Origin of the sequence: Chitinophaga varians, from assembly GCF_012641275.1 — a bacterium.
GTDB classification, from domain to species: Bacteria; Bacteroidota; Bacteroidia; order Chitinophagales; family Chitinophagaceae; genus Chitinophaga; species Chitinophaga varians_A.
In genome coordinates this window covers 1,663,930-1,689,041 of record NZ_JABAIA010000002.1, presented here as the reverse complement: position 1 = coordinate 1,689,041, position 25,112 = coordinate 1,663,930, and the positions used below count along the sequence as shown (strand labels likewise).

The 25,112-nt window shown below is 46.7% G+C and carries 20 protein-coding genes and 1 tRNA gene; 8 read left to right on the top strand and 13 right to left on the bottom strand.

Features of this window, described 5'->3' with window-relative positions:
• The first annotated feature begins 185 nt into the window (after positions 1-185).
• The 6 genes from HGH92_RS21520 to HGH92_RS21500 all read left to right on the top strand — a co-directional run bounded on the left by HGH92_RS21520 (position 186) and on the right by HGH92_RS21500 (position 7,315).
• On the top strand, positions 186-797 hold the full coding sequence (locus HGH92_RS21520) for a hypothetical protein (protein WP_168872804.1): 612 nt from the start codon (positions 186-188) through the stop codon (positions 795-797).
• A complete protein-coding gene (locus tag HGH92_RS34360; RefSeq protein ID WP_410493981.1) occupies positions 794-1,195 on the top strand; it encodes a hypothetical protein in 402 nt (133 codons plus the stop codon). Before HGH92_RS21520 ends, HGH92_RS34360 begins: the two co-directional genes overlap by 4 nt.
• 974 nt (positions 1,196-2,169) lie before the next feature.
• Entirely contained in the window at positions 2,170-3,693 is a 1,524-nt protein-coding gene (locus tag HGH92_RS21515; protein ID WP_168872803.1) for a hypothetical protein, read from the top strand.
• Between the two features lie 788 nt (positions 3,694-4,481).
• On the top strand, positions 4,482-4,742 hold the full coding sequence (locus HGH92_RS21510) for a hypothetical protein (protein WP_168872802.1): 261 nt from the start codon (positions 4,482-4,484) through the stop codon (positions 4,740-4,742).
• 2 nt (positions 4,743-4,744) lie between these two features.
• The gene (locus HGH92_RS21505; protein WP_168872801.1) at positions 4,745-6,418 is read left to right on the top strand and encodes a tyrosinase family protein; all 1,674 of its coding nucleotides are present in this window, start codon (positions 4,745-4,747) and stop codon (positions 6,416-6,418) included.
• Between the two features lie 681 nt (positions 6,419-7,099).
• A complete protein-coding gene (locus HGH92_RS21500; RefSeq protein ID WP_168872800.1) occupies positions 7,100-7,315 on the top strand; it encodes a hypothetical protein in 216 nt (71 codons plus the stop codon).
• A 266-nt stretch (positions 7,316-7,581) separates the two neighbouring features.
• On the opposite strand, the gene HGH92_RS21495 is transcribed toward HGH92_RS21500, so the two are convergent.
• The 5 genes from HGH92_RS21495 to HGH92_RS21475 form a co-directional block, all read right to left on the bottom strand.
• Complete coding sequence (locus HGH92_RS21495) at positions 7,582-9,192, bottom strand: hypothetical protein (protein WP_168872799.1); 1,611 nt, start codon at positions 9,190-9,192, stop codon at positions 7,582-7,584.
• 1 nt (position 9,193) lies between these two features.
• Complete coding sequence (locus HGH92_RS21490; protein ID WP_168872798.1) at positions 9,194-9,898, bottom strand: hypothetical protein; 705 nt, start codon at positions 9,896-9,898, stop codon at positions 9,194-9,196.
• A 459-nt stretch (positions 9,899-10,357) separates the two neighbouring features.
• A tRNA-Lys gene (locus HGH92_RS21485) sits at positions 10,358-10,430 on the bottom strand.
• Between the two features lie 78 nt (positions 10,431-10,508).
• The gene (locus HGH92_RS21480; protein WP_168872797.1) at positions 10,509-12,938 is read right to left on the bottom strand and encodes a penicillin acylase family protein; all 2,430 of its coding nucleotides are present in this window, start codon (positions 12,936-12,938) and stop codon (positions 10,509-10,511) included.
• Positions 12,939-12,992: 54 nt separating this feature from the next.
• Positions 12,993-14,108, bottom strand: a complete 1,116-nt coding sequence (locus HGH92_RS21475) for an aminotransferase class I/II-fold pyridoxal phosphate-dependent enzyme (RefSeq protein WP_168872796.1) — start codon at positions 14,106-14,108, stop codon at positions 12,993-12,995.
• An 81-nt stretch (positions 14,109-14,189) separates the two neighbouring features.
• On the opposite strand from HGH92_RS21475, the gene HGH92_RS21470 reads away from it, so the two are divergent.
• Positions 14,190-14,786, top strand: a complete 597-nt coding sequence (locus HGH92_RS21470; RefSeq protein WP_168872795.1) for a tRNA-(ms[2]io[6]A)-hydroxylase — start codon at positions 14,190-14,192, stop codon at positions 14,784-14,786.
• Between the two features lie 76 nt (positions 14,787-14,862).
• Here the strand turns inward: HGH92_RS21470 and HGH92_RS21465 are convergent, their stop codons facing one another.
• A complete protein-coding gene (locus HGH92_RS21465; protein ID WP_168872794.1) occupies positions 14,863-17,064 on the bottom strand; it encodes a patatin-like phospholipase family protein in 2,202 nt (733 codons plus the stop codon).
• Between the two features lie 200 nt (positions 17,065-17,264).
• On the opposite strand from HGH92_RS21465, the gene HGH92_RS21460 reads away from it, so the two are divergent.
• Positions 17,265-18,722 carry an MFS transporter gene (locus HGH92_RS21460; RefSeq protein WP_168872793.1) on the top strand — a complete coding sequence of 486 codons (1,458 nt, stop codon included), beginning with the start codon at positions 17,265-17,267 and terminating at the stop codon, positions 18,720-18,722.
• Here the strand turns inward: HGH92_RS21460 and HGH92_RS21455 are convergent.
• The 7 genes from HGH92_RS21455 to HGH92_RS21425 all read right to left on the bottom strand — a co-directional run bounded on the left by HGH92_RS21455 (position 18,717) and on the right by HGH92_RS21425 (position 24,921).
• The gene (locus HGH92_RS21455; protein WP_168872792.1) at positions 18,717-19,700 is read right to left on the bottom strand and encodes a GSCFA domain-containing protein; all 984 of its coding nucleotides are present in this window, start codon (positions 19,698-19,700) and stop codon (positions 18,717-18,719) included. The genes HGH92_RS21460 and HGH92_RS21455 overlap by 6 nt on opposite strands.
• A 3-nt stretch (positions 19,701-19,703) precedes the next feature.
• Positions 19,704-20,552 (bottom strand): hydroxymethylglutaryl-CoA lyase, encoded by an 849-nt coding sequence (locus tag HGH92_RS21450; protein ID WP_168872791.1) that lies wholly within the window; start codon positions 20,550-20,552, stop codon positions 19,704-19,706.
• A gap of 67 nt (positions 20,553-20,619) precedes the next feature.
• A complete protein-coding gene (gene rlmB, locus HGH92_RS21445) occupies positions 20,620-21,429 on the bottom strand; it encodes a 23S rRNA (guanosine(2251)-2'-O)-methyltransferase RlmB (RefSeq protein WP_168872790.1) in 810 nt (269 codons plus the stop codon).
• Positions 21,430-21,454: 25 nt separating this feature from the next.
• The gene (locus HGH92_RS21440) at positions 21,455-22,015 is read right to left on the bottom strand and encodes an NUDIX domain-containing protein (RefSeq protein ID WP_168872789.1); all 561 of its coding nucleotides are present in this window, start codon (positions 22,013-22,015) and stop codon (positions 21,455-21,457) included.
• A gap of 26 nt (positions 22,016-22,041) precedes the next feature.
• Positions 22,042-22,482 (bottom strand): GNAT family N-acetyltransferase, encoded by a 441-nt coding sequence (locus HGH92_RS21435; protein ID WP_168872788.1) that lies wholly within the window; start codon positions 22,480-22,482, stop codon positions 22,042-22,044.
• A 122-nt stretch (positions 22,483-22,604) separates the two neighbouring features.
• Positions 22,605-23,516, bottom strand: coding sequence for an EamA family transporter (locus HGH92_RS21430; protein WP_168872787.1), 912 nt, complete (start codon positions 23,514-23,516; stop codon positions 22,605-22,607).
• Positions 23,509-24,921: a pyridoxal phosphate-dependent decarboxylase family protein gene (locus HGH92_RS21425; protein ID WP_168872786.1), complete on the bottom strand. Its 1,413-nt coding sequence runs from the start codon at positions 24,919-24,921 to the stop codon at positions 23,509-23,511. The genes HGH92_RS21430 and HGH92_RS21425 overlap by 8 nt, the downstream gene beginning before the upstream one ends.
• Positions 24,922-25,112: the final 191 nt, after the last annotated feature.

Below are 25,112 nucleotides of genomic sequence, written 5' to 3'. Positions count from 1 at the left end.
TACAATTCAATACAGAAGGATTCCTTACAAACTATCCAAACACCCTTTTTAAAAAATATTTTCAAGGCATCGGTGTATATCCCAAACAGCAGCATCCTGACACTACATATCAACCCCATAGGCTGGAGCTTACTTTCCGGTAGACGGAGGATATCTGGCTCAATAAACCATTAAAAAATAACTTTATGCAACCCAATTATGAAGAATACCTGAATAACCATCCCGTTTATCAACATATAAAGGAGTTGCGGGGAGAAGACCGGTTTCATGAAGATGTTGATTCCATTAATATCCTTCGCCTCTTTTTTCCGGCAACTGTCAAAGAGTTGGTATTGGGACTATCGGACATAACATCCACTTTCTACGGACTGCTATTATCGGAAACTGCCAAAAGATATGGCAACGATGGCATTAACGCTATCTCCCGGTCAGCGGTATTTGAAATAGGAAGGCGAAAAGCGGAACAGGCACTGGTCATAGATCCCGCTATCCCCCGGGATGCCTGCGGAATTTGTAATGTATTTATATCTGCTATTTATGTTTCCAGCCCGGAATACAAAATTAATGTAACAACATACCAGTCAGATGAAGTAACGCTAATACTAACCGGCACCGACAGATACCACCGTTCCGCACAAATGCTTAATCTGACAGAACACATAACCTGGCCAATCCTGACTCCATTTTTCTATGGCGTTTGCAGCGCATGGCATATATCATATCAGGCAGACCTCCATGTAAAAGAATTAGATGAACATAGCAGATGCCGCTATAACATCCACATCACCAGGAAATAGAGACAAGCCAGTCAATACAGCGCCCGGGCCCTGAAAACCTTATCATCAGTACTCTCTCAATTGTTCGTGTATTTACATCATCAATTATCAGGTGGTATGATGCACCAACAGGTGGCAATTTATTATTTACGGGCAACTATTTCAAAGTCAGCCCATCAACCACCAGGACCTATTATGCGAGTGCGGGTTACGAATGTGAATATCCGGTAAGAAAACAAGTGAAGGCAATCGTTAATCAGTGCCTGTCCGTCCGGAAAACTGCCGGCACATCACCGGAATTGCTCGAATGTTATCCTAATCCAACCAGCGGTATTAAGTGTAGTTTGTCTTTTCTGATTTGGTTGCAGGTCGCCAAATCCATCTCCGGTAAGTATGCCAGAAAAATTCGTCTACAGTAAATTATTTTTTACTGTAGACGAATTTGTAGACGCCTAAAATCGTTTGATATGATTTATCTTTTTATCATAAAAGCAGAAAAGCCGCTTAAATCGCAGGATTTAAGCGGCTTTAATTTCCTTTGACATTCTTGTGGTGGTCCCGCCGGTTATATATCAGGAAAACCTGTGATTAAATTTAATTGTATTTCATCTCTGCAACTGATAGTGTCCTGAGCCGTATGTAGCAATAACCAATCGTCATTTTACCAATTCGACTTTGACGGGTATTTTTCCCGTTTTTTAACCTTGCCACCCTCTCGCCAAAATAGATGCATCGATCAAACCATCTGTACCAACAGTCAAATTATTCTTTAAACAAATACAAAATTAATACCCATTTAAAATTCGCTCTGGCGCCCCTCTTGGCGAAATGATTTTTTTATTTATTTTCGATTACATAAAAGTTGTGGATTACCATTTTTTCATCACTCTAAACCTCAAATAACCATAATACAAACGTTGTAGAATTACCCTCAGAAGACAGGCCGGTATTAACTTTTACTTAGGCGTTCATTTCTGCAAGACTTCTTTATACAGCCAGAATTTTTCCTGATGCAGCGGTATCTCGGGTTCGCTCGTTCCATTTTCTGAATAGCAGCACCCCTGTTGATCGAATGATACATCCTTTGATAACTCAGCCTGGAAGAATTTCGGGCAGGACAGCATGTTGTATCAGTGCTTTGCCTTCCCGGGACGGCGGTCGGGATACCTAAAAAAGAACCTCTACAACCAGCGACGATATTCAACCGGATGGTATTAGCCATTCAAAGATTTAAACTATTCTAACCGAACAGGCATCTCTCATCTATCGATGAGGAGGGTCCTCCTATCTTGCTTTTAAGCGGCAGTCTGCATTTATCGGCTCGCTTATGCTTTTCGTAGAACCCGGATTTTTGATTTTTGTTTATTTAATCCATTATCAAACACTTCAGCTTATGAAAAAAGCACTCCTCATTATTACCATCGGTATTGCAGCAGGGGCAGCCCTGATCGTTTCTTTTAAGCAGTCGCCTACCAGGGCTGCGGTCGTACATGGAACAGCGGAACAGTTTAGTTTCAATATAACATTCGATTCCACCGTTCCCAATACACTGAGTCAATACGCTGATTCTGCTGCTCTATGTAGCTTTGCCTGGAACGAGTTTTTTGCACTGAACTGGAAATCAAGTTACAAGAAAAACACGCACGTATATAGAGGGTATGCAGATCCCCAATGGACATATAATGACCAAAGCGCTTACCCAATGAATGATCCTGTGGTATGGGAAACTTATGCTCATCGTGTTGAACTGAGACCTAATCATGGGAATACACTCCCTTTTGATAAGGTCCCCAGGTATGACTATCAAATACATATTCCCCGCAAGGATAACAGTGTTGATACAACTTTATTCAATAACCTGGACGAGAACAATGAGATTGGCTCCTGTGACCTGTATGCAAAAGTCAATCTGTACAATACCCAATATCAGGTATTATACCAGGCTAAAGTGAACAGAGATGAATATGATTACAAGCGTAAGAATTATCCTGATGAAGCAACTTTAATAGCTGCGGTAAATAGAACTGCAGGCAATATCAAAAAGGATTCAGTATATTATAATCCAAAAGATTATCCGGTTGGCAAGTATACAGGAGGCAATTGTAATTGCCCTCCAGGTATATTTTGTCTGCCATGTGGAAACGCTAAAGATCCTGATACGCGTTTTGGTAAATATACCGGGGCACTGGAGGTAAAGAGCGCCTGGAGAGAGATGATCAATGACGCAGAAGCAAATACCCATTTTACCCGGAAAGTAATTGTCTATGAAAAGGACCCGAAAACAGGTAAAACGGTCTCCGTAAACAAAATATACGGGCTTGTAGGTATTCATATTATCCATAAACTTGCCAACTACCCTGATTTCACTTTTGCCACCTTTGAACATGTAGATGTTCAAAACGATAGCATGGGTTACATAGAGTTGCCACAAAAGGGTAACCCTAAACCACAACGGTACGATCGCTTTCATCCAATATCAGTTGTCGCAGACGCTTCCACCAAATATGTACAAGACCAATTAAGGAAAAAGAATCCAAATTCCATCTGGCTGAATTACCGCCTGGTAGGTGTGCAAGGCATGCCTACTAATGATAGCACTTCATTCAGCTTCTACCTGGCCAACTATGTCATAGAATCAGATCGAACACTGGGAGATTTCAGAGGCAGCGGCTTCAAGCATCCCCATGATGGAGGTCATAATATTTTCTTAAACGGAAAACATTACAGCATGGGAGGCTGTCAGGGCTGCCATGGCGTTGCCCAGGGAATTGGGGCTGATTTCTCTTTCCTGATGGATGCGACTTCTAATCAGCCTGATAAAGTACCAGATATCGACAGAACAGACAACAAACTGAAAGTGTATATAGATGCATTTGAAAAGCTGGAGAAAGCAGAAAAGAAAAAAGGATTACGTTGATATTTAGAGATCTGACTATTTCCCGAAAAGTCCTTATCCTTACTATAATAAAAACCGGATCTTTCATAACAATAGTTAGCAAACCTACTTATTAAAAAAACAAAAAAATTTGAGGATTAAATATTTTTTAATAGCTTCGGTTATCACCGATCGTCCAAAAGACATCAGCTCTATTTGAATGATTCAATGTAAGTGTTTACCCATAGCGTTTTCGCATAACATTTTAAACCTCATATAACCAAAGCTCACAACCTCTTTCATTATAATACCCGCGTATTGATGCCAGTATTTTGCATTGTTGCAATTATCTGAATTTATTGTCCTGACTGAACCGGCATGCATAGCGTGTCTTTGGCGGAGCTATGCTGCTGCGTTTCCCGTTCTCTGATTTCTTCCAGAGCATGAGTATACTGATTGTCTTACCCATAAAATGTTGTCTTATGAAAAATGGTATCCCCTATTTCTTTCATAGCAACCATTGCAGAGATGGTCCTGCTACTTCTTCTAAACCTCTTTTCAGTGGCTGAATTACGCATAAATATCTTTCAGCCTTTTCTTTTACAACATCAATATAGGCTATGGAAAATTTAAATGAATGCAACACCTGTAATTGCCATGTCAGACATTCCGGTGAGCAGCAACCATCGGGGAGGATACCCTCGAAAACCGTCAGGAGCGTACCTTCGGTCATATTGAGCATCCTGATTGCTTTTTTCCCGAAATGTCCTATGTGCTGGGCTGTTTATATGAGTATGTTCGGCAGCCTGGGATTGGCGAAGCTACCTTATATGAGATGGCTGCTGCCCGTAATGATGATCTTCCTGGCGATACATCTTTTCTTTTTGTATAAGCGGATAAGAGTGGCAGGATATCTGCCTTTCCTTATCAGCATGCTGGGTGCGGTTTTTATTATGAGCAGCCGCGCATTCTTCCCTGGCACACAATGGTCGCTGGTTGCGGGCGTTGGCATGATCCTGACAGGATCTTTACTGAATAATTTCCCCAATGTATCCTTGAAACTTATTCACAAGAAACACAAAATTGCTTAACTATGAAAAAAAATGGCATAGGCGTTCGCCGCTCTATAATTGAAATTCAGAATGATTATGATGCAGGCATCAATAATGATCTGGAAAAACTAATGACAGCATGGGCGTACATTAAAGCGTTACCACCCACTGACCCTAACTCTTTTTTTCTGATAGGCGGGTATCACGGAGAACCATTTGCCGGGGAAGGCGCTACAAACCCGGAATGGTGGGGTGGCTACTGTAATCACCAGAATGTGCTTTTCCCCACCTGGCACAGGGTATATGTATACAAGCTGGAAAAAGCCCTGCAGACCACTCCTGGTTGTGAGGACGTAATGCAACCTTATTGGGACGAGACAGATTCTTATTCAACTACATATGGCATACCACGTGCGCTTACAGCTCCGAAGTTTACATTCAAGGGAGAGTTCCCGCAGTGTTTGCGTGATAAGGGAATTGTACCTGATGATAATAATGCCATCGATAATCCACTGGCCTCATTTATATTCCCTAAAGAAATAACTGACCTGGTGAACAATGACGACTCAGTTTATAGCAAACCACAAGGTTACCAAACGGTAAGATACCCGCTGTCTGGCCTTGTGGGTACGCCGGAGGCCCAAGCTACCACTTACGAGTATAATGCTAATTTCTTTGATCCAAATGCCAATATTGCCTTGCTGAATGCGAATGTATTGCAATGGCTTAATAATGTGACTTACTACATACCCGGATGTGGCCCGGGAGACGGGACAACACAACAGGCAGGGATAGCAAAGGCATTCAGTGATTGTCTTGACGCTCCTACTTACACGATATTTTCCAACACGCAATCGGCTGCTTATTATGGTCAGGGGTACACTGCACTGGAGCATCCGCACAACGATATTCATTTGGCAGTTGGAGGTTTTACGCTTCCTGCAGGCATAAATAACGGAGGCTACGATGCATCTCAGCTACCGGACGCAAATGGTGATATGGGTGAGAATGATACGGCAGGACTGGACCCTATCTTCTTTTTCCACCACTGTAATATAGATCGTGTGTTTTGGTTATGGCAGCAAAAGCAGGGTTTTACAGAACGTTTTGACATCATCGAAGACCCCGCAGATCTGGGCACCTCAAATGGTTTCAATGGCGGTGCCGGACAAGGCCCTGCCAACGGACAAACGGAGAATGAAAAACTGACTATGACAACTGCGCTAAAACCGTTTATAAAAGCAGATACTACCTATTTCACATCAGAAGACTGCATAGATATTGAGTCACAGCTGAATTATACCTATAGCGATGGCTCATTGTCGCAAAACGATGTTGTTGCAGCTGCAAGAGCTGCCAGGGCTGTTAAGTCAAAGAGAAGCGATCTGCATCTCTATATTTCAGGGCTTAGCAGAGGAGGCATCAAAGGCTCCTTTATTGTTGGTGTATATGCCACCAAAGGGGATGGCAAAAGATATCTTGTCGGTTATCAGTCTGTACTGAGCCGCTGGGATGTTGGTGGTTGTGCTAATTGCCAGGCGCATCTGGGAATATCCGGAGCCGTTAGTCTGAATCAGTACACGAAGGAAGAGGTCAGCGGAATGAAATTTCACCTAGAGATTTTTGGCCGGGAGAAACAGAATACAGAACGCTTTAAACAGTTCAGAGCATTGGTTGCAGCGGATACGCCGCCTTATAAGCTGGAGGTAAGGTAGAATTTCTATTGATGAAAATAAAGAGGGCGTCTCAAAAAGCGTCCTCTTTTTTATGCAGTACTAAACTCAATGATGTGTTTTTCGTTTTTATAGTACGGCCAAAGGAAAAAGAGTAACTCGACTAAAAAAACAAAACCCCGCGACTAGCGCGAGGTTTGTAAGTTGTCTGTGATCCCTATGGTACAAAACTCGAACCAATTAATTGAAGACAGTTATCTACTATCAAGTATTTTAAATATATAATCAATTAATTTTCAAAACATAGCAATAAATTATAAATTCAATATTTCAAAAACTGGTCTACAAAATCCAATCAGATAAAAATACATTATAAATGTTACACGAAAATTGAATACTACTCAGGATTTTCAATAGGGAATCTTTCAGAGCAGAGGCATTGACTGCACTACCTGTTACCGCAATCCTGTATAGCGATTCATGCTCCAATCTATGAAAATCCTTGGCCTACTCGGAAGTCCTATTATTCTACCTAGGACTTTAATTTTTGCATTCTTTAGGATTTTTCAAACGATTAGCATTTTGGCGCCCCCCTAGTCTCGACTTTATACGTGCTGGCAACAACAACAATCCGCATTGATAACATCTCTACAACAAAGCATATGCTACGATGGTTATATACTATCTTGAAATAAGTCTTCTTAATTTTAAACCATCTGAATAATGCGAAAAAATAATATCCAGTACTCCAATTCAGAAAATTACAAAAAAGACTATGGAGTGAAACCCGCAGAAGTAATTGCAGCTTTCTCAAAAGAAGGAATTATAATAACTGAGGAAGAAGCTCAAAAAGTACTTGAATTAATGCACGATTTAGCCGAACTTTCGGCTGATACAATTATGAAAAAACTATCTGAGGAAAACATTAATCGAGAATAACATCATTCATTTCCGTAAGAATCAATCCTGCTATGTATTCGAACCAATCGCCTATCGTATGACCTCCTCCCAATAAGATTTGAATCAAATAAAAAGGTTTCAAAACATTGAGTTCTGAAACCTTTCAGTGAATTTATAGTACGACACTCGAATCTTTAATTCGTCAATCTTCGACTACTAGCGAAACTTTAACCCACAAATCACTTTAAAAACTCAGGACATATGCTAGGTATTACTTAGCTCTGTTCTTTGACTATTTGCTGTCGTCACCCATTTAGGTATTCATAAACAGAGGCAATAGCAGCACTTTTTACCAATCTAGCTCTTTTATCTCCTACATAATACGCTTTCTTCAAATACGCTTCGGTTGCGTTGAGAATATCTCGTACTGTATTAATGTCTATTCCCCGAAGTGTATCTTTAATCCAATCTGTCAAATCTAATACATCAATAGTTTTATTCAACTCCCCTTCTAGTATTTCACTCGTATCATTCTCAACAAAGTTTGGTATCTGATCAACTAATGGCGAAAAGTGCTGATTAGACATGCCAAATTCAGTCATTTTCTTGGGTGTAATACTCCTCGCAACAGGCAAAGAGCTACTAGCAGGTGATGCCTCTTGTCCAAATAAGCACCCCAGATTCACAAGATATCTAGTTCCTACCTCTGACATTGAGGACTTAATTCCTTTTCCATGTTCTTGTATAACACCTGTATATTCTAGTAATCTTAATGCCTCTTTAACTGTTTGTGGAATGTCTTTATGAATCCATATAAAACAAGATGTTTGTTTATCGCTTGTTAAGTAGTTATTATTTTTCTTCTGTAGCTCTGGCAAAACAAAACCTTCAATAAAGGACCGTCCCCAATCTATTAAGCCTTTCTGTCCGGGATATTTCTCACTCAAATAAGTATGTTCTGCAAGCAATTCAACTTTATAGAATTCCCTTATCACCTCATTTATCTGAGATGAACTCAATTTAGGCGCTCTTCCAACAGTTTTGAGTAAAAATCGTGGATTACCTGAGGCAGCGTAACAAAGTAATTCAAAATTATTTTTATTGCGAGATATTTCCGTTAACAGTTTACTATCAGAATCAGCTTGCTTCTCAACGATGTCGCGCATTTTATCTATATATTCGGATGAAAGAATATCTCGATTAATATTTATGAACGTTGCATCTTGAGAATACTGAAAAACTTCACCATAAGAAGTGGCACCTGGATAAACGGCCGCATTACACGAAATGTATGGGGATCTCATATCTCTAAACAGAGTAAAGAATTGACGCTGTTGTTCTGGTCTGAAAATATGCGCCGCCTCATCAATTAGAAGGTTAACTCGCTTCAGACCCAAATCCTCACAAATTTCCTGAATAGCGTCCTTTAAGTTATCAACATTCGGAATATCTGCAGTTTCGATATTATCGGTGGGATTTCGCCAAGATTCTTCATACCGCTTAGCGACTTCCTCAATTTTTAAAATATCATCGTTATATGTTCCTCCGCTAAGAACATTTATTGATTGAGGTACATTGGCCAACAACCCTTTTCTTCTAAGCTGACGGATTATTTTGGAACAAATCAGGGCAAGCATCCAATGAGTAAACTGTTGTTTATCATTCGTATGAATCAACGAGCTCTTAGTAAATGTTATGTAAACAGGCAATACCCCTGCATGCTGAAATTCCCGATGCATTTCCTCATCAGCAACCTTCATCAAGAACGACTTTCCAACACCGCGGCTGCCAACCAGCATGATTGGAGTAATAGACTTCAGTTTTTCAATTACATCCCTATCTTGACTTGTTTCGACAAATAGGTCAATAATATCCTCATTTGGAATATCTTCTGTTCTAAAAAGCAATTCTGACATACTAATTAATAATTAGATCTTTGATTTGTGAAATTGATTTAAACTCATCAGCGATTGTATTTTCCACCTTTTTGACATCATCGCCTCCCAGATGCTTTAGATATCGTAAACAGAGTACAAACAAAACAACTCTTCTTATGGCATCAGCTTTTATATTCCATTCGTAGAAAAGCTCTTTAGAATAAGATATCTGACCAGGAATTATTTTTATGACTGATTGATTACCATGTACAAATTCCGAGCACTCACGATAAATTTTGGTGGTGATAGCCTCGAAATGCCTTATTTCATCTTTTAACTCTGGAAAAAAAGCTTTACAAAATTTCGTTGAAAAAATCCCATTGTCCTTATCAACTAGCTCACTCCAATATGTATCTCGTTCACCAAGCTTCCAAAGATTAAGTTCTATTTCCTTTGCAGAAAAATGAATTGCTACCAGTGTTCGTTCAAAGAAAAATCGTAAGCCCATAAAAGCTTGTTGATAGAATCCAAGGTTATTACTAAGAATAGCTATTTGGAATTCCTTCACTGCATTTTTTAAAATACTAGATTCGGGTCTAGCATCTAAAACTTCTAACCACAGTGATAAATCATGTATAAAAGCATGATTTGAGGACAGCAACTCCAAATCCTCATTACCTAGAGATGCCTGTAAAACACCAATTGCATTACTACCTAGCTGAGTATAATAATCAGTTACTTTCATATTCTTTAAAAATAAGAAAATTCTTAAAGAGACAACCTGGAATTATTAGACTAACCACTTCGAGGATAGATTAAACATTTCCCTTATGGTCTTAAACCGCCCAATATCAGTCAACCTAATTCAAGAAAGATGACTGTAATATTATCTAGTAATAATAAACTTACGCCTACACAATGGATCCAACTATCGCGAATGAAGAGAAGATAATCTCTGAAGAGGAAATAGAAAAAATTATTGGGATGTTTATTTCTTGATCGAAATTACTACGGAATAAATTTCAATACCTACAGGACCTAATCAATCTTAAAAAGCATAACATCAAGATTTTACCCTACTGTACTCGAACCTCAAAACTTATGGATATCAATAAGTTCATGATACATAAAATACCTTTGCTTAAAGCTCGAACTCAAAAAAGGCTTCAAAACAAATATGTTATGAAGCCTTTTTATTTTTCTGTGATCCCGCTGGGACTCGAACCCAGGGCCCATACATTAAAAGTGTATTGCTCTACCAACTGAGCTACGGAATCTTAACACCCCGTTTGTTTAACGGAGTGCAAAGATAGGAATAATTACTTTTCTTCCAAATTCTTTTCTAAAAATTTTTCCTATTTGCCTGTAAACACCACCTTGTAGCGGATGAGCGGGTCATCTTTTTCCTGATAGTCAAATACGTGCAGCAGGTAATACTTGCCAACGGCCCAATCATTGACAGCGTTATCGTAGTATGGACTTCCGGGGTTACCGCTTTGTCCGCCGGGGTAGATGCCGTATGCTTCTGTTTTATCTGAGAGCTGTACTACCATACGCCAGGAAGGGCCGTGGAAGCGCTTCGTGGCATTGACGATATGTTGCCCGCCGCCGGTATTGAGGTGTAAAGCGCTGAAGGCAGGTATTCCACGGGAGAGATGGCGGATATCTGTTCCGCGGGCTTTGCCCAGCTCCAGTTTACCGGCTTTGTTCAACTCTGCCATTTCTTTGATGATAGAAGTGAAAGAGCCCTGTACCAGGCCTGACAATGTTTCTTTCTGCGGGGTGTTGATATTGTCCACAAAATGCACGGCGCTGTCACGCAGCAACATCAGTAAAGCGGTGGTGGCCTGCGGCATGGCGAGTACGGTGGAATCTTTCGGCGCCAGTTCGTCCAGGAAAATGGTGTCTGTCAGTTTTCCCCACAGGGTATTGAAGATGGTAGCGGCCTTGCTGTCGGGAGAGGAGACACAGTCCCACTGCGACAACAACTGCCAGTAAGGGCGTTGATCGTCAGTGAGCGCGGCGGTATCTATATGTTTGCGGATGAGTGGCATGGCTGCGGCGGCAAACAGGTTTTTGTTATCATTCTGCAGCGTCATCATGTCCTGTGGCGTGATCTGGTTCATCTCGGCCAGGCGGCGGTTGATCCGCTCACCGCGAAACAGGTCATAGTCGGAGCTGTACAAATTGTAAGGATACGTGTTGTCAGTAGGACGCTGATTAGCGGAACTGACGAAGTTACGTTCCGGATTTTTGATATGTGGCAGCTCATCATGGGGGATATATCCCTGCCAGGCGTAGGTGCTGTCATTGCCGGGCATGATCCATTTACCCTGGTCTTTCCAGCGCAGCGGATACTGGCCGTTGTGCCAGATTGCGATATCCCCGCCTTTATCGGCGAATACAAAGTTCTGTGCGGGACAGGTGTAGGTGCGCAATGCCTCCAGGTAATCGTCGTAATTACGGGCCTTATTGAGCCGATAGAAAGTGCGCAGCTCGTTGGAGGAGTCCAGGGCCTTCCAGCGCATGGCGAGGAAAGTCTGTCCGGTTATTTTTTCCGGGAAGGTATTGTCGAAGGCGACTGGTCCGAATACAGTGTAGGCCACGGTATCATATACAGTAGCGCCGCCTCTTACCTTAATGGCTTCCACCCGCAGGTCTGCCGGGCGGTAGTTGCCGTTGAACAGGTATTCTTTTTTACCGTTGCGGAACTGCATCCGGTAAAAGTCTTTCACATCTTCTTCGCCGTTGGTAACGCCCCAGGCGATATGGTCATTAAAGCCGATGATCACGCCGGGTGCGCCGGGCAGGGAAGCGCCGTAGACGTTCATACCGGGGGTATGGATCTGTACTTCGTACCAGAGGGAAGGCAGGCTAAGCCCCAGATGGGGGTCGCTACAGAGGATGGGCGCGCCCGAGCGGGTTTTGCTGCCGGCTACGGCCCAGTTGTTACTGCCATTGTCAGGATCGGGTTTGTCCTGCTTAAACTTCATATATGCGGCATCTACGGCCAGCACGCTGTCCGGCGGCGCCACCGCTTTGGCAGAAGCGGCCGCAAAAGATGTTCCTTTGGGAATAATAGGATCTAATGTGTCCTGGAAATCGGGGTATAACAGGTTGAAATCGGCCATAGAGAACAACCGGCGCGCATTGGTAAATTCCAGGTCATTGCAGGACCCGGCCAGGTCGGCCGACATGTACTTGAGCAGCAGGGCGGATTTGATCACGTCCCACTTCTCCGGCTTATAATCGAGGATTTTATATTCTACCGGCAGCGTGGCGGGCGTGAGCTGGGCAATGAAGGCATTTATACCGTCGGCATACGAGTGAATGGCTGTCCTGGTAGCAGGGTCTGTCTCCATCATGGCTACTGACCGCTCTGCGCCGTATACCATCCCGTCACGGCGCTTGCTCCTGTCGTAGTTCACCATCCCGGGCCCTAATATCTCCGACAACCGGCCGGCAGCGGCAAATGTCTGCAGTTCCATCTGCCAAAGGCGGTCACGCGCAGTTACATATCCCTGTACATAATAGGCATCGGCTTCGTTTTCAGCAAAGATGTGCGGCACGGCACGGTCATCGTACCATACCTCCACTTTTCCGGTCAGTCCGGGCAATACCATCTTCTCATGTGGCCGCTCTCCTATTACTTCTGCATTCTGCCAGAAACCTGTTTGCGGGCTTAACAATTTTCCCATCGGGGGAAGCTTACCCAGCTTGGTGTTGAGCGCATAGGTAAGAGACAATGTAACGGCGGCGGTGATAACTGCTGGGATGATTCTCATAAATAGTAGCTCAGATGTATATATGTAAAATACGCCATTTTTTCGTCAAACGAGCTAATGCAATAAGACTTTTATCAGCAGGTCCGTTTCTTCCTGCGTATTGAAGCTATGTAACACGATCCGCAACCGCTCCTCGCCCTGTGGCACCGTTGGATGCAGTATGGCCCGCACGTCCAGCCCGGCCGATTGCAACATGGCCGCAATGGTACGCGTGTTCTCGTTTCCCCGCGTTAATACGCCCTGAACAGGCGTTTCTCCGGGCAATAACGTCAACGAATGCACGCCGGCCCTAAACTGCCGGATAAGGGTCGACAGGTGGGCACGGGCTTCATCCATGTAGGGAAAAAGACTGTAACTGGCCTGAATAGCGGCGATGGCGGTCGGCGGCAAGGCGGTGGTATAAATAAGCGATCGGGAAAAATTGATCAGGTAATCCCGCAATGTGGCAGAACCTAATACTACAGCGCCATGACAGCCCACTGCTTTACCGAAGGTATGCACCCGTGCAAAACAGGCGTCTTCCAGGCCCAGTGCCTGTACCAGCCCCGCTCCTTTCGGCCCCGCCACACCGGTAGCATGGGCCTCGTCCACAATCAGGTATGCTCCGTATTCGTTGCATAACGATACAATGGCCTGCAGAGGTGCCATATCGCCATCCATCGAGTAAACCGACTCCACAGCCACAAAGCAGTTGCCACTGGCATTATTGATCTTTTTACGGAGATCGTCCATATCATTATGCCGAAAAGAGAATGTCTGCGCATTGGACAAACGCATGCCATCACGGATAGAGGCATGCACCAGCTGGTCATATACCACTGTGTCACCTTTCTGCGGCACACTGGAAAACAGGCCCAGGTTGGCGTCATAACCAGAATTGTAAATCAGCGCGGCATCAGCCTGATGAAAGGCCGCCAAATCAGCTTCCACGTCATTGATCCATTGATAGTTGCCGGCCAGCAACCGCGAACCGGTACTGCCATGCCATACCGGCCGCTCCTGCTGCAGCTCGCGGACTTTCTCCTGTAAAGCGGCACTGCGCGCCAGTCCCAGGTAATCATTGGAACAGAAATCAACAAGTTGGCCCGGCAACCGCAACTCCCGGAATGAATGATGCTCACGCCGCTGTAACAACGGCTGCAACAAAAACGGCTCTGGACTTCTGTGCATATACAAATGGGCTTTTAGCAAATTAACAGATTCAATACTATCTTCGCACGACAAAAATAATCAATACCAGAAAGCGAAAACATGAGCAAAGTATCCATACTCGGATTAAAATTACCTACCGATCCCCGTTGGGTGAACCTCGCAGCGATCTCCCTGCAGGACATCCTCACGGACCATGCCTACTGTGAACAGAAAGCTGCCTCCTCCGCCATTTCCCTTATCCAGCGTAATCCGGAAAGAGAAAGACTGGTAGCGGAACTGGCGCCCATCGTCACGGAAGAATGGGGACATTTCCGGCAGGTACTGGCCGAGTTGAAGAAAAGAGGCCTCCCCCTGGGGAAACAACGGAAAGACGATTATGTGAACGCCCTCATGGACAACCGCGTCAAAGGCGGCAGCGCGGATGATGCCTTCCTCGACGCCCTGCTGATCTTCGCCCTCATCGAAGCCCGCAGCTGCGAACGCTTCCGCCTGCTCAGCGAAGGACTGGAAGATGAATACCTGCGCGAATTCTACCGCCGCTTCATGATCTCCGAAGCCGGCCACTACAGGCTGTTTATTGATCTGGCCAATGAATATTTCCCGGAAGAAAAAGTACGTAAAAGATGGGAGGAATGGCTGAAAATGGAAGCCGAAATCCTGAAGAATATTGAGGTGCGCGGTGACCGTATGCACTAATATTTTTATTTTGATATTTCACGGGGCCTTTCATCATAACAGCCCGGTGAAATATCAAACTATCAAAATAAAAAAATTAAAAGTTAAACCCGAGATTGACATAAAATTTCAGCTTGCCCGACTGATCACTATACATCATCGTGGCTTCTATCGGCCCCAGGAAACTGGCGTATCCCGCTCCCAGCCCATAACCCGTCAACCCGCTGTAAGTACTTTCGGCACCAATCAGGCTGCTGTTGTACAAAGCCGCCCCTACTCTCGGTATCGCGTAAAACTTCCGTATAATTTCATATTGCCATGCAGCCTGCACTGCCGCCACCTTTGAAGACATCACCTCTCCTTCAAACACTCCCACGAACGGCACCTGGTTACGGACCACATCATTCATCCCACCCACGACAAAAGCACTTACGACCGATTCATGATAGTTAAAATTCCATCCCAGGTTACCATTAAACTGCAAGGCTGATTTCCGCCCCAGCGGCACGTAGTATTTGGCATTGACCAGCAACCGCTGATAGTCATTGAACCGGACGCCGGCGCTGTCCAGGTCCAGCGGAAATCCGCTGTTATTGACATTGATACCGGAATGCTGGTTGTAGATATATCCACCCTCTATGTTGAGCAGCAACCCGCTGGTAGGATACACCTTGCGGTTGACTGAATTTACGCCCAGGAAAGCATAGCTGTTCAGTTGGTTGGTACTGCCCCTTATCTCCACAAACGTCGAATACTGCGGTTTGAATTTGATGTACTCCCACCGTGTGCCGGCGCCGAAAGCAACATTACCGCTGGGAGAATATTGCAGGTTGATGTCTACGTTCGCGTACTTATTGCGATAGGGCTGCATCTTGGTCAGGTCTTCATCATAAAACGTCAGTCCGGTATTTTCGTAATAGGCGCCCAGCCCGAAACCAAAGCTGCGGCTGCGTCCCAGGTACTTGAAATACTGCGCCTCCAGCCGCGGGTTTTCGCTGACGGCCACGCTCACAAAAGACCGGGAGTTAGGCACGATAAAATTCCGCTGCGTAAGGTTGAGTATAGCACTGGCGCCGGTAAGGGTATTATAGTTGATCGCAAACTTAACGTAGGTGAGCGGGTTCTCTTCTGCAGTAATCTCCATCCTGTATTGACCGTAACCTTCGGGATGCAGGTTATAGGTGATCAGTTTGAAGAAGCGGGTGCCATACACCCGTTGGATAGCCTCGCGCAGCTGCGCATTGGTGTAGCAGCCACCGGGCTTCAGGTGCAGCCTTTGCAGGAAAAATTTCTCATCGGAATGTACCAGCCCCGACACATGGATACTGCTCAATTCAATATCAGCCGCAAACGGTAACCGGTTCACCACTTCAAGGCGTGCATTCAGCGAGTCCGCCAGATGTTTGAACGCCGGGTACATCTCCCGCCCTTTCCGTTTGCCGATCTCGATAATAGAGTCCACACTGCCGAAAGCGGCCGCAGAATAGCTTTCCAGCTCTTCATTGATTGGAATATAGATATTGCACAGTTTCCGGGCTTTTTCGAAATCAGCAGCGTCTTTATAAAATCCCAGCTGGTACAGGATATCAAAAGGAGTCACCAGCTGATCGGCCTTACGCAGTCCCCCGCTCACATTGGAGCCGATCACGATGTCTGCGCCCATGTCTTTGGCGGTGATCACCGGGAAATTACGGACCACGCCACCGTCTACCAGTTTGCGGTCCCCTATTTTTACCGCCGTGAAAATGGAGGGAATGGCCATACTGGCACGCATACTCGTCACAATCTCTCCTGAATCCAGCGTAACAACCTGGCCTGTGGCCACGTCCGTGGCAATACATTTGAAGGGGATATCAAACGTCGAAAAATCTTTTTTGTCCTTCACCGGCCAACTGAGCTTCGCCAGCTCCAGCCACAGGGCTTCACCGGAAATAACACCGGAAGCCAGCTTGGGACGGCCATACTCAAAGGGTATCTCGATAATATATTTGTTGTACTCGCTTTTTTCTTCGTAGGAAACATCTGTCAATACCGGCTGGTTGGTAAATAGACTGTTCCAGTCCAGCCGCCGGGCCACGGCCTCAATGGAATCGCCGGAGTAGCCCATGGCATAAAGTGCGCCCACAATACTGCCCATACTCGTTCCCGTGAGATAATCGATTTTGAGCCCTGCGCTGTCAATGGCTTCCAGAATGCCGATATGCGCAAGGCCGCGGGCGCCGCCGCCACTGAGCGTCAGCCCTATCCTGGGGCCGTTATGGGCAGGCCGCTGCGCCTGTAGGCCAGTACAGAAAAACAACAGACTGAATAAAAATGCAAAAAATAATCTACTGAAATGTAATAACTGTCCCTGGTTCATCATAGTTTATAGCAGCTGTAATTAAAGATAAGGCTTTATTCCGTTCAAGATTCCTGTGCCGGCACTTGCACCCATAATAATTATTTCCTATCTTTTTCCCTTAACCGACAACCAAAACCCATCGCTTAAAAAATCTCATAATGCAACAAACCGGGACTAAAACCATCTGGCAGGTGATCATGGCCTCTTCTGCCGGTACACTGATAGAATGGTACGATTTCTACATTTTCGGCAGCCTGTCGGCCATTATTTCGGAAAAATTCTTTCCGCCCAGCAATCCGGAACTGGCGTACATCGCTACGCTGGCCACCTTTGCTGTAGGCTTCATCGTAAGGCCCTTCGGCGCTATCGTTTTCGGCCGCCTCGGCGACCTGGTAGGCCGGAAATACACTTTCCTCCTTACCCTGCTGATCATGGGCGGCTCTACTTTCGCCATCGGCCTCATACCCAGTTACGATACCATCGGGGTACTGGCGCCCATGCTGGTGCTGATACTACGTTTATTACAAGGCCTCGCGCTGGGCGGCGAATACGGCGGGGCTGCCACCTATGTGGCGGAACACTCCCCCAACCATCGCCGCGGCTACTATACCAGCTTCATTCAGACAACCGCCACGCTGGGGTTGTTCGTCTCCCTGGCCGTCATACTCATCACCCGCTCTGTCATGACACCGGCCGACTTTAACAACTACGGCTGGCGTGTTCCTTTCCTGTTGTCCGTGTTGCTGGTGATCATGTCTTACTACATCCGCATTCGCTTACAGGAATCCCCTTTATTCATCCAGATGAAAAAAGAGGGCAAAACATCGGCTAATCCCATCAAGGAAAGCTTTGGCAACAAGGAAAATCTGAAACTGGTACTGATAGCGCTCTTCGGCGCGGCCATGGGACAGGGAGTGGTATGGTATACCGGACAGTTCTATGCCCTCTCTTTCCTGCAGAAAACGATGAACATCGAATTTGTGCAGTCCAATATCATCATCGCGTTGGCGCTGTTGCTGGGCACACCGCTGTTTATTTACTTCGGCTCGCTGTCCGACCGTATCGGCAGGAAAAAGATTATGCTGGCAGGCATGCTCATCGCGGCACTGGCCTACTACCCGATCTACAAAGCCATGGACACCATCGGCGATGTGAAACAGAAGACGAAACTGACAGAACTGTACAAGATTGAAAGCAACCAGTCAAAAAATGACGCCGGACAATTTGTACAGCATACCACCAAGGTGCATACCTATTCCGATGGCAGTGTGCTCCGCATCAGTGAAGGCAAACCGGAACTAACGGTCAACAATACACGGATGGCCATGCTGGTGTTCCTGATTTTTGTACAGGTGGTGTTCGTGACCATGGTTTATGCGCCCATAGCAGCTTTCCTGGTGGAGATGTTCCCTACCAGGATACGGTACACCTCCATGTCACTGCCATATCATATCGGCAACGGCGTTTTCGGCGGACTGCTGCCCACTATCTCCACCATACTGGTGACCAAAACAGGTAACCATCTGGCCGGATTAATTTATCCTATAGCCGTGGCCGTTATCTGTTTCGCAATAGGCCTGGTATACATTAAAGACAATAAAGGAGCTGATTTATAGAGGCTGGTCTTCAAAACAACGAAGGAGATCATCCCATGCCAGCTGCGGGTGCGCCTGCATCAGCTGTTTCACCTTCGCAGCATATGTGCGGCGAAACTGCTGGTGCTGGCTGCTCTCCGGATTAAACGGCCGGTGCTGCGCCGCCCTGTTGATCTCAGCGATGGTATGCAGTAACGGCTGGCTGCCGCTGTGGACGGCTGATTTCACCACATGGTCCCACACATAGTTGACAGCCGTTTCATTGGGATGCACCATGTCTTCCTTATAAAAACGGTAGTCGCGCAGGTCGTCGATCACCAGTTCATAAGCCGGGAAATACCAGAGGCGGGAAAATTTGTTGACCATATGATGCACGGCCTGGAGCAACACTGCTTTGCTGAGGTTGTTTTCCACCACGCCGTCGCGTACATAACGTACCGGGCTAACGGTGAAGAGTATATTTACTTTCCGGTTTCGGAAAAACAGCCGGTGCATCATGTTATCCAGGGCCGTCACGATCTCTTCCACTGTCAGCAGTCTTTTATAGAAGCTGGCTGCCGGCACCTTGTGGCAGTTGCCTACCAGGTGGCTCCCTTCTTTCAGGAAATAAGCGTGGGCTGAGCCCAGCGTGAGCACCAGCCAGTCGGCCTGCTCCAGTGTTTGTATAGCCGCCTGCTGCGCGGCATTGATCTGTTCCAGCACCGTTTCCGGTGTGGTACCGGAGAAGCGGCTGTGGTGGTCCCAGCTGTGCCAGGTGTCCTGGTGCAGAAAGAGGTCGTCCCGGGTATACACTTTACCGTCCAGGTAAGTGGTGAGTGCCTTTGTGAGGCTCAGCGGGTTAAAGAGGATACCGTGTGGATTAAGGAGGGTATTAAAACGATGCTCCTGCAGTTTGGCCCCTATCTCTTCAGCGAAACAGGAGCCCATGAGCATGATTTTGTCGGTATATTGGATGCCCGGTTCTATAGTATCTACCGGGAAACTCAGGTGAAATTGCATGTATTAATCTTTAAACACCACGTCTGCCAGCTGCCGGGCGGCCTGCAGGGCGGTCATATCGAGGGTCAGCGACACCTGGCGCTGCTGACAGAACCAGATCAAATTTTCTGTGTCCAGATTGCCTACCAGTTCATCTTTTGCCATCGGGCACCCGCCAATTCCTTTGATAGCGCTGTCAAAGCGCCGGCATCCTTGTTCCCATGCGGCCTGTACTTTCTCTTCCCAGTTGTGGGGAGCGGAATGAAAGTGGGCGCCAAACTCCACGCGGGGATAAGCGGGTATCAGGTGCCGGAACAGGCTGGTGATCACGTCCGGATTGGCTACGCCTACGGTATCTGCCAGTGAAATGGTCGTAATTTCCATTTTCACCAGTTCATCTATCCAGCGTAATACGATTTCGGGACTGTAGGGGTCTTCATAAGGATTACCGAAGCCCATGGAGATGTACACGACCAGCTCTTTGCCGTTTTTGATACAGAGTTCCTGCATGGTCTGCACCTGTTCCAGTGATTCAGCGATGGTTTTGTTGGTATTTCTAAGCTGAAATGTTTCGGAGACAGAGAAGGGGAAGCCGAGGTAGTTGATTTCCTCATGGACCACCGCTTCTTCAGCGCCCCGCACATTGGCCACAATGGCCAGCAGCTTGCTGCGGCCGGCTGACAGGTCCAGCCGTGACAACACCTCGCGGGTGTCTGCCATCTGCGGAATAGCTTTAGGAGATACAAAGCTGCCAAAGTCGAGGGTGTCAAAACCTACTTTAAGCAGCGCCTGCAGGTAGTTTACCTTTTCTTCCGTACTGATCATCCTGTGCCATCCCTGCATGGCATCACGCGGACATTCGATTAGTTTCATAGTCATTAGCGGTTACCAGCTACAAATTACGAATTTTACGCCAAGCGAAATCCGTCATTGTCATTGGCTACACTGTCCGCTGTTTCATGGCCTCATAGAGGATGATCCCCGCTGCCACTGACACGTTGAACGATTCGAAATTACCCGCCATCGGTATGCGGAACAATACATCGGATGCTTTGATGAGCGCAGGATAGACGCCTTTATCTTCAGAACCCATAATAACGGCTACCGGCTCGCGGAGGTCGCAATCATAAAGTTTGATTTCTGTCTCCATTTCACTGGAGAGCACTTTGATACCGTTGAGATGCAGGGTATCGATCGCTTTCAGGAGGCTGTTCACCCGACAGATCGCTATTTTCTCAAGTGCGCCGGCGGAGGATTTCATGGCTTCCTCATTGAGGGCCGCAATGCCTTTGTCGGGGATAATGATGGCCTGTGCGCCGCAACATACCGCGCTGCGGGCAATGGCACCGATATTACGGACATCTGTAATACCGTCAAGTATAAGGAAGAGCGGTGTTTCTCCCTGTTCAATCACATGAGAGATCACATCCTGTAAATCGAGGTAGCTGACCTGGCCGGTGAGCGCAATAACGCCCTGATGATTGGCCTGGGTGAGGCCGTTGAGTTTCTCTACCGGCACTACATTGATGGGAATATTACCAGTAAGGGCTTTTTCTTTGATCTGAGGGATAATATCGCCGGTGGCGGAGCGCAGCATGTAGATACGTTCTATCGGTTTGCCGCTGTTGAGGGCTTCCATCACGGGCTGCCGGCCAATAATCAGTGACGACTGCTTCGGCCGCGGGCTGGCGGGCCTTTTGGGACCGCCGGATCTTCTTTCACCTTTGAAAGCGTTAAATTTTCTTTCCATTTGCTGCAAAGAAACGCATTTTCTGTCAATCCAGCTCCCCTTCCAGCATCATCAGCTTTATTTTCTGAATGGCGACAACAGAGATAGAATCAGTGATATCATAGTTTTTAACCATTTGATAGACTTCCTCAAACGGTAATTTTTTCACGAACAGCTCTTCGGTGTCTTCCGGTTCTGCGGTCCTCTGTTCCAGCTCCCGGGCCAGAAACACCACCCCAATTTCATCGGTCACGGAATTGGACACCGCCAGTTCACAGATCACGTCCCACCGGTTGGCCACCAGGCCTGTTTCTTCCAGCAGTTCCCGCCTGGCCGTATCCAGCGGATATTCTCCCAGCGGGCCGCCGCCTTCCGGTATCTCCCAGCTGAATTTTTTCAGCGGGAACCGGTACTGCCCCACGAGGTAAGTGTTCTGCTGTTCGTCCAGCGCGATCACGCCGATCGCCAGGTTCTTGAAATGCACCACTCCATAGATACCTGGTCCGCCGGCCGGATTTAATCCTTCATGGTGGACCACCTGAATCCATTTGTTGTCATATCTTACCTCACTGGAATGTATCGTCCAGGGATTCTTTGTAATATCCATGCTGCAAAGAAAAGGAAATTCCTCTATCAGAGCGTCAGGTAGAAATAAAACGAGTTGGTGTCTTTTTTGAAGCCCTTGGATTGATAAAGCTTCTGTGCGCCGGTGTTGGCCACATAGGTCTGTAACATCACCCAGGCGGCATCTGTTTTCCGTCCATGTTCTACGGCGGCATCCACCAGCGCTCCGCCAGCTCCTTTGCCACGATGCTCTTCCAGCACATACACATCGTTGAGCAACCATCCGCGCTTCATGCCCAGAGAGGTAAATAACGGATACAGCTGGGCAAAGCCCACGATCTCGTCTTTTTCAAAAGCTACAAAAATAACACTGTCCTGTTGTTTAAATCTTTCACTGATAAACGCCAGCGCGCCTTTGAAATCCGGCGCCTGATCAAAGTAACTGCGGTATGCATCGAACAACACGGCGACTTCGTTGGTATGCATGGCTGATGCCTGGACAACTTCCATAAGATCTGATTTATTTTGCGGGATCACGTACCTTAAATTTAGCTCATTTCAGCGGACAAAAAAAAGATGCTCATCCGGTAAAAACCGGGGCGAGCATCGGACTTAACTTCTACCTTAAATATTTATTGCAGTTGTTTCTGTTTGTTTTTATTGACCGCATCATTGACAAGATACACGCCCCCTATCGTCACAAGGCTGCACAGGCCCATCATCCAGGTCAGGTTCTCTTTCAGCAATATCCATCCCAGCAGCACGGCTACAATAGGGTTGATATAAGCATACACAGACGCCAGCGATGGCGGCAGGTTGTTCAGCGTAAACACATAAGCAGAATAGCTAAGCACAGACCCTACCAGCACCAGGTACAACAAACTTTCCCATAACTCGGCCGTGAAGCTGTCTGCCGAAAATTGTTGCCCCATAAACAAGGTAGCGATCAGCAACATGACAATGCCACTGAACAGCATCTGGAAACCGGCGCCGAAAAGATAGTTTACGCCCAGCGCCCACTTGGCGGTCAGCACAGAGCCCAGTGCCCAGAAGATACAGGCGAAGAAACACAACATAATGCCGAAGCGAAAATCCGGGTTCATGAGACTCGACAAATAATTGTAGAAGATCCCCGCCACGCCCGCAAATCCGAGCAACATGCCCACCAGCAGCTGTATGCTGATGCGCGTCTTCTTCACCAGGAAATAGCTGAAGATGGTGATCCAGATGGGCACCGTGGCACTGATCACTGCTCCCAGCCCGCTGGGAACGTACTGCATGGCCCAGGTCATCAGGCCGTTGCTGCCTACCAGCATCAGTAAGCCCATTACAAAGAGTTTGGACAATACCATTTTTTCAGGCAGCTTATAGCCTTTCAGGAGGAAAAAACCGGTCAGCAGCAACCCGGCAGTACTCTGTCTGATACCTGCCAGCATGATCCCGTGAATATGTCTGACACCGATTCGTGAAGCCAGATAGGTGGTCCCCCAAAAGATACTTACAATAGCCAATGCGATATAAGCATTGGTGCTTGATTTACGCATATGTATACAGATTCAAAACAGTAGCAACAACTTCTTTCATTGTCTGAAAAGCCAACTGTACGTCGTTGGCCGTGGTACGCCAGTTCACCAGCGCCGCGCGGATGCCCGGCTGACCGGCATAAACGGTGCGTGTCATACACACTACGCCGGTGGCGTTCAGCGCCAGGAGGAACCGGTCTACCGCCTCCTCCTGTTCAGCTGCCTGCACATTCAGCGTAAAACATACCACGCACATTCTTACCGGCGCCAACAGGCGGAAGGCCGGATGTTCGTTCAGCAGACCGCCCAGTTGTTGCGCCAAAGCCACGTTCTCTTCCACGATATGCCGGTAGCCGTCCTTACCATAGGCCATCAGCGAGAACCATGCAGGCAGAGCACGTAGCCGGCGCGAGTTTTCCGGGATATGATTAATAAAATTGAAATTTTCCGCTGGGTCGCCCAGGTAAGCGGCGCCTGCATTCTGAAACACGTCCACCTGTAATCCCGGATGACGGGAGAAAATCATCGCGGCATCATAGGGAACATTCAGCCACTTATGTGCATCGATGGTGATGGAGTCTGCCTCCTCCCATCCGTTCAGCAGATGCCGGTAGTGCTCACTGCAGGCGGCAAATCCGCCGAAAGCAGCATCTATGTGCAACCAGAAAGGATATTGTTTTTTCAGTTCCACAATGGCAGCGATATCGTCAAAATCCACCGTATTGACCGTGCCCGCACTGGCCACATAAATCACCGGTTGACCATTACGCGATTCCAAATATGCACGCAACGCACTGATGTCCACACTTTCCCTTCCCGGCAACGCCGGTATCTTCACCACGTTATCACGGCCCAGGCCCAACATGGCCATGGATTTGGTCACGCTTGAATGTGGCACACAGGACACCACCTGTAAATCATGCAGTCCTGCCATGCCCTCTTTACCGATATCAATGCCACGTTGTTGGCCCAGCCACTGCCGGCCCAGCGCCAGTCCGGTGAAATTAGCCATGGTGGCGCCGGTAACGAAACAACCCAGGAATGCTTCCGGCAAACCAAACAGCTGTTTCAGTAAAGCAATGGTTTCCGTTTCTATGGCAAAAGCAGCAGAACCTTTATCAGATGAATTCAAATCCATCGTAGCAGCCAGCCAGTCGCCCATCAGCGCCGCCGGCGTTACACCCCCCGTTACAAAGCCCCAGTACCGCGGCCCTACGGCCGCTGTGACAGCATTGCCATACTGCTGCCGGAACAGTTCCAGTGCGGCCACGCCGCCCACACCTTCTGCAGGCATCACCTGCCTCACCGGTATGTCAACCATCTTGTCCGCCGCCAGCCGGTCGAGTGAGGATAAAAATTTACTGCTGAATTCTTTAGTCAACTGTAACAGGCGGTCGGTATGTTTTAAATCTTCCTGAAGCTTCATTATATGGGCGGTTTAAACGGGAATGGATAGATGCAACGATTTCAAGTGTCAAAATTGCGCATAAAAAAGATCATAAAACAGATTCAGTTTTGTGTTTTTTGAGCATATCAGTTGTTTAGTGGCAGGGAGCCCAGGGCTAAAGCCCTGGGTCACAATTAGCTTCCCTGAATTGAAGGCCGGGCCGTTTATTC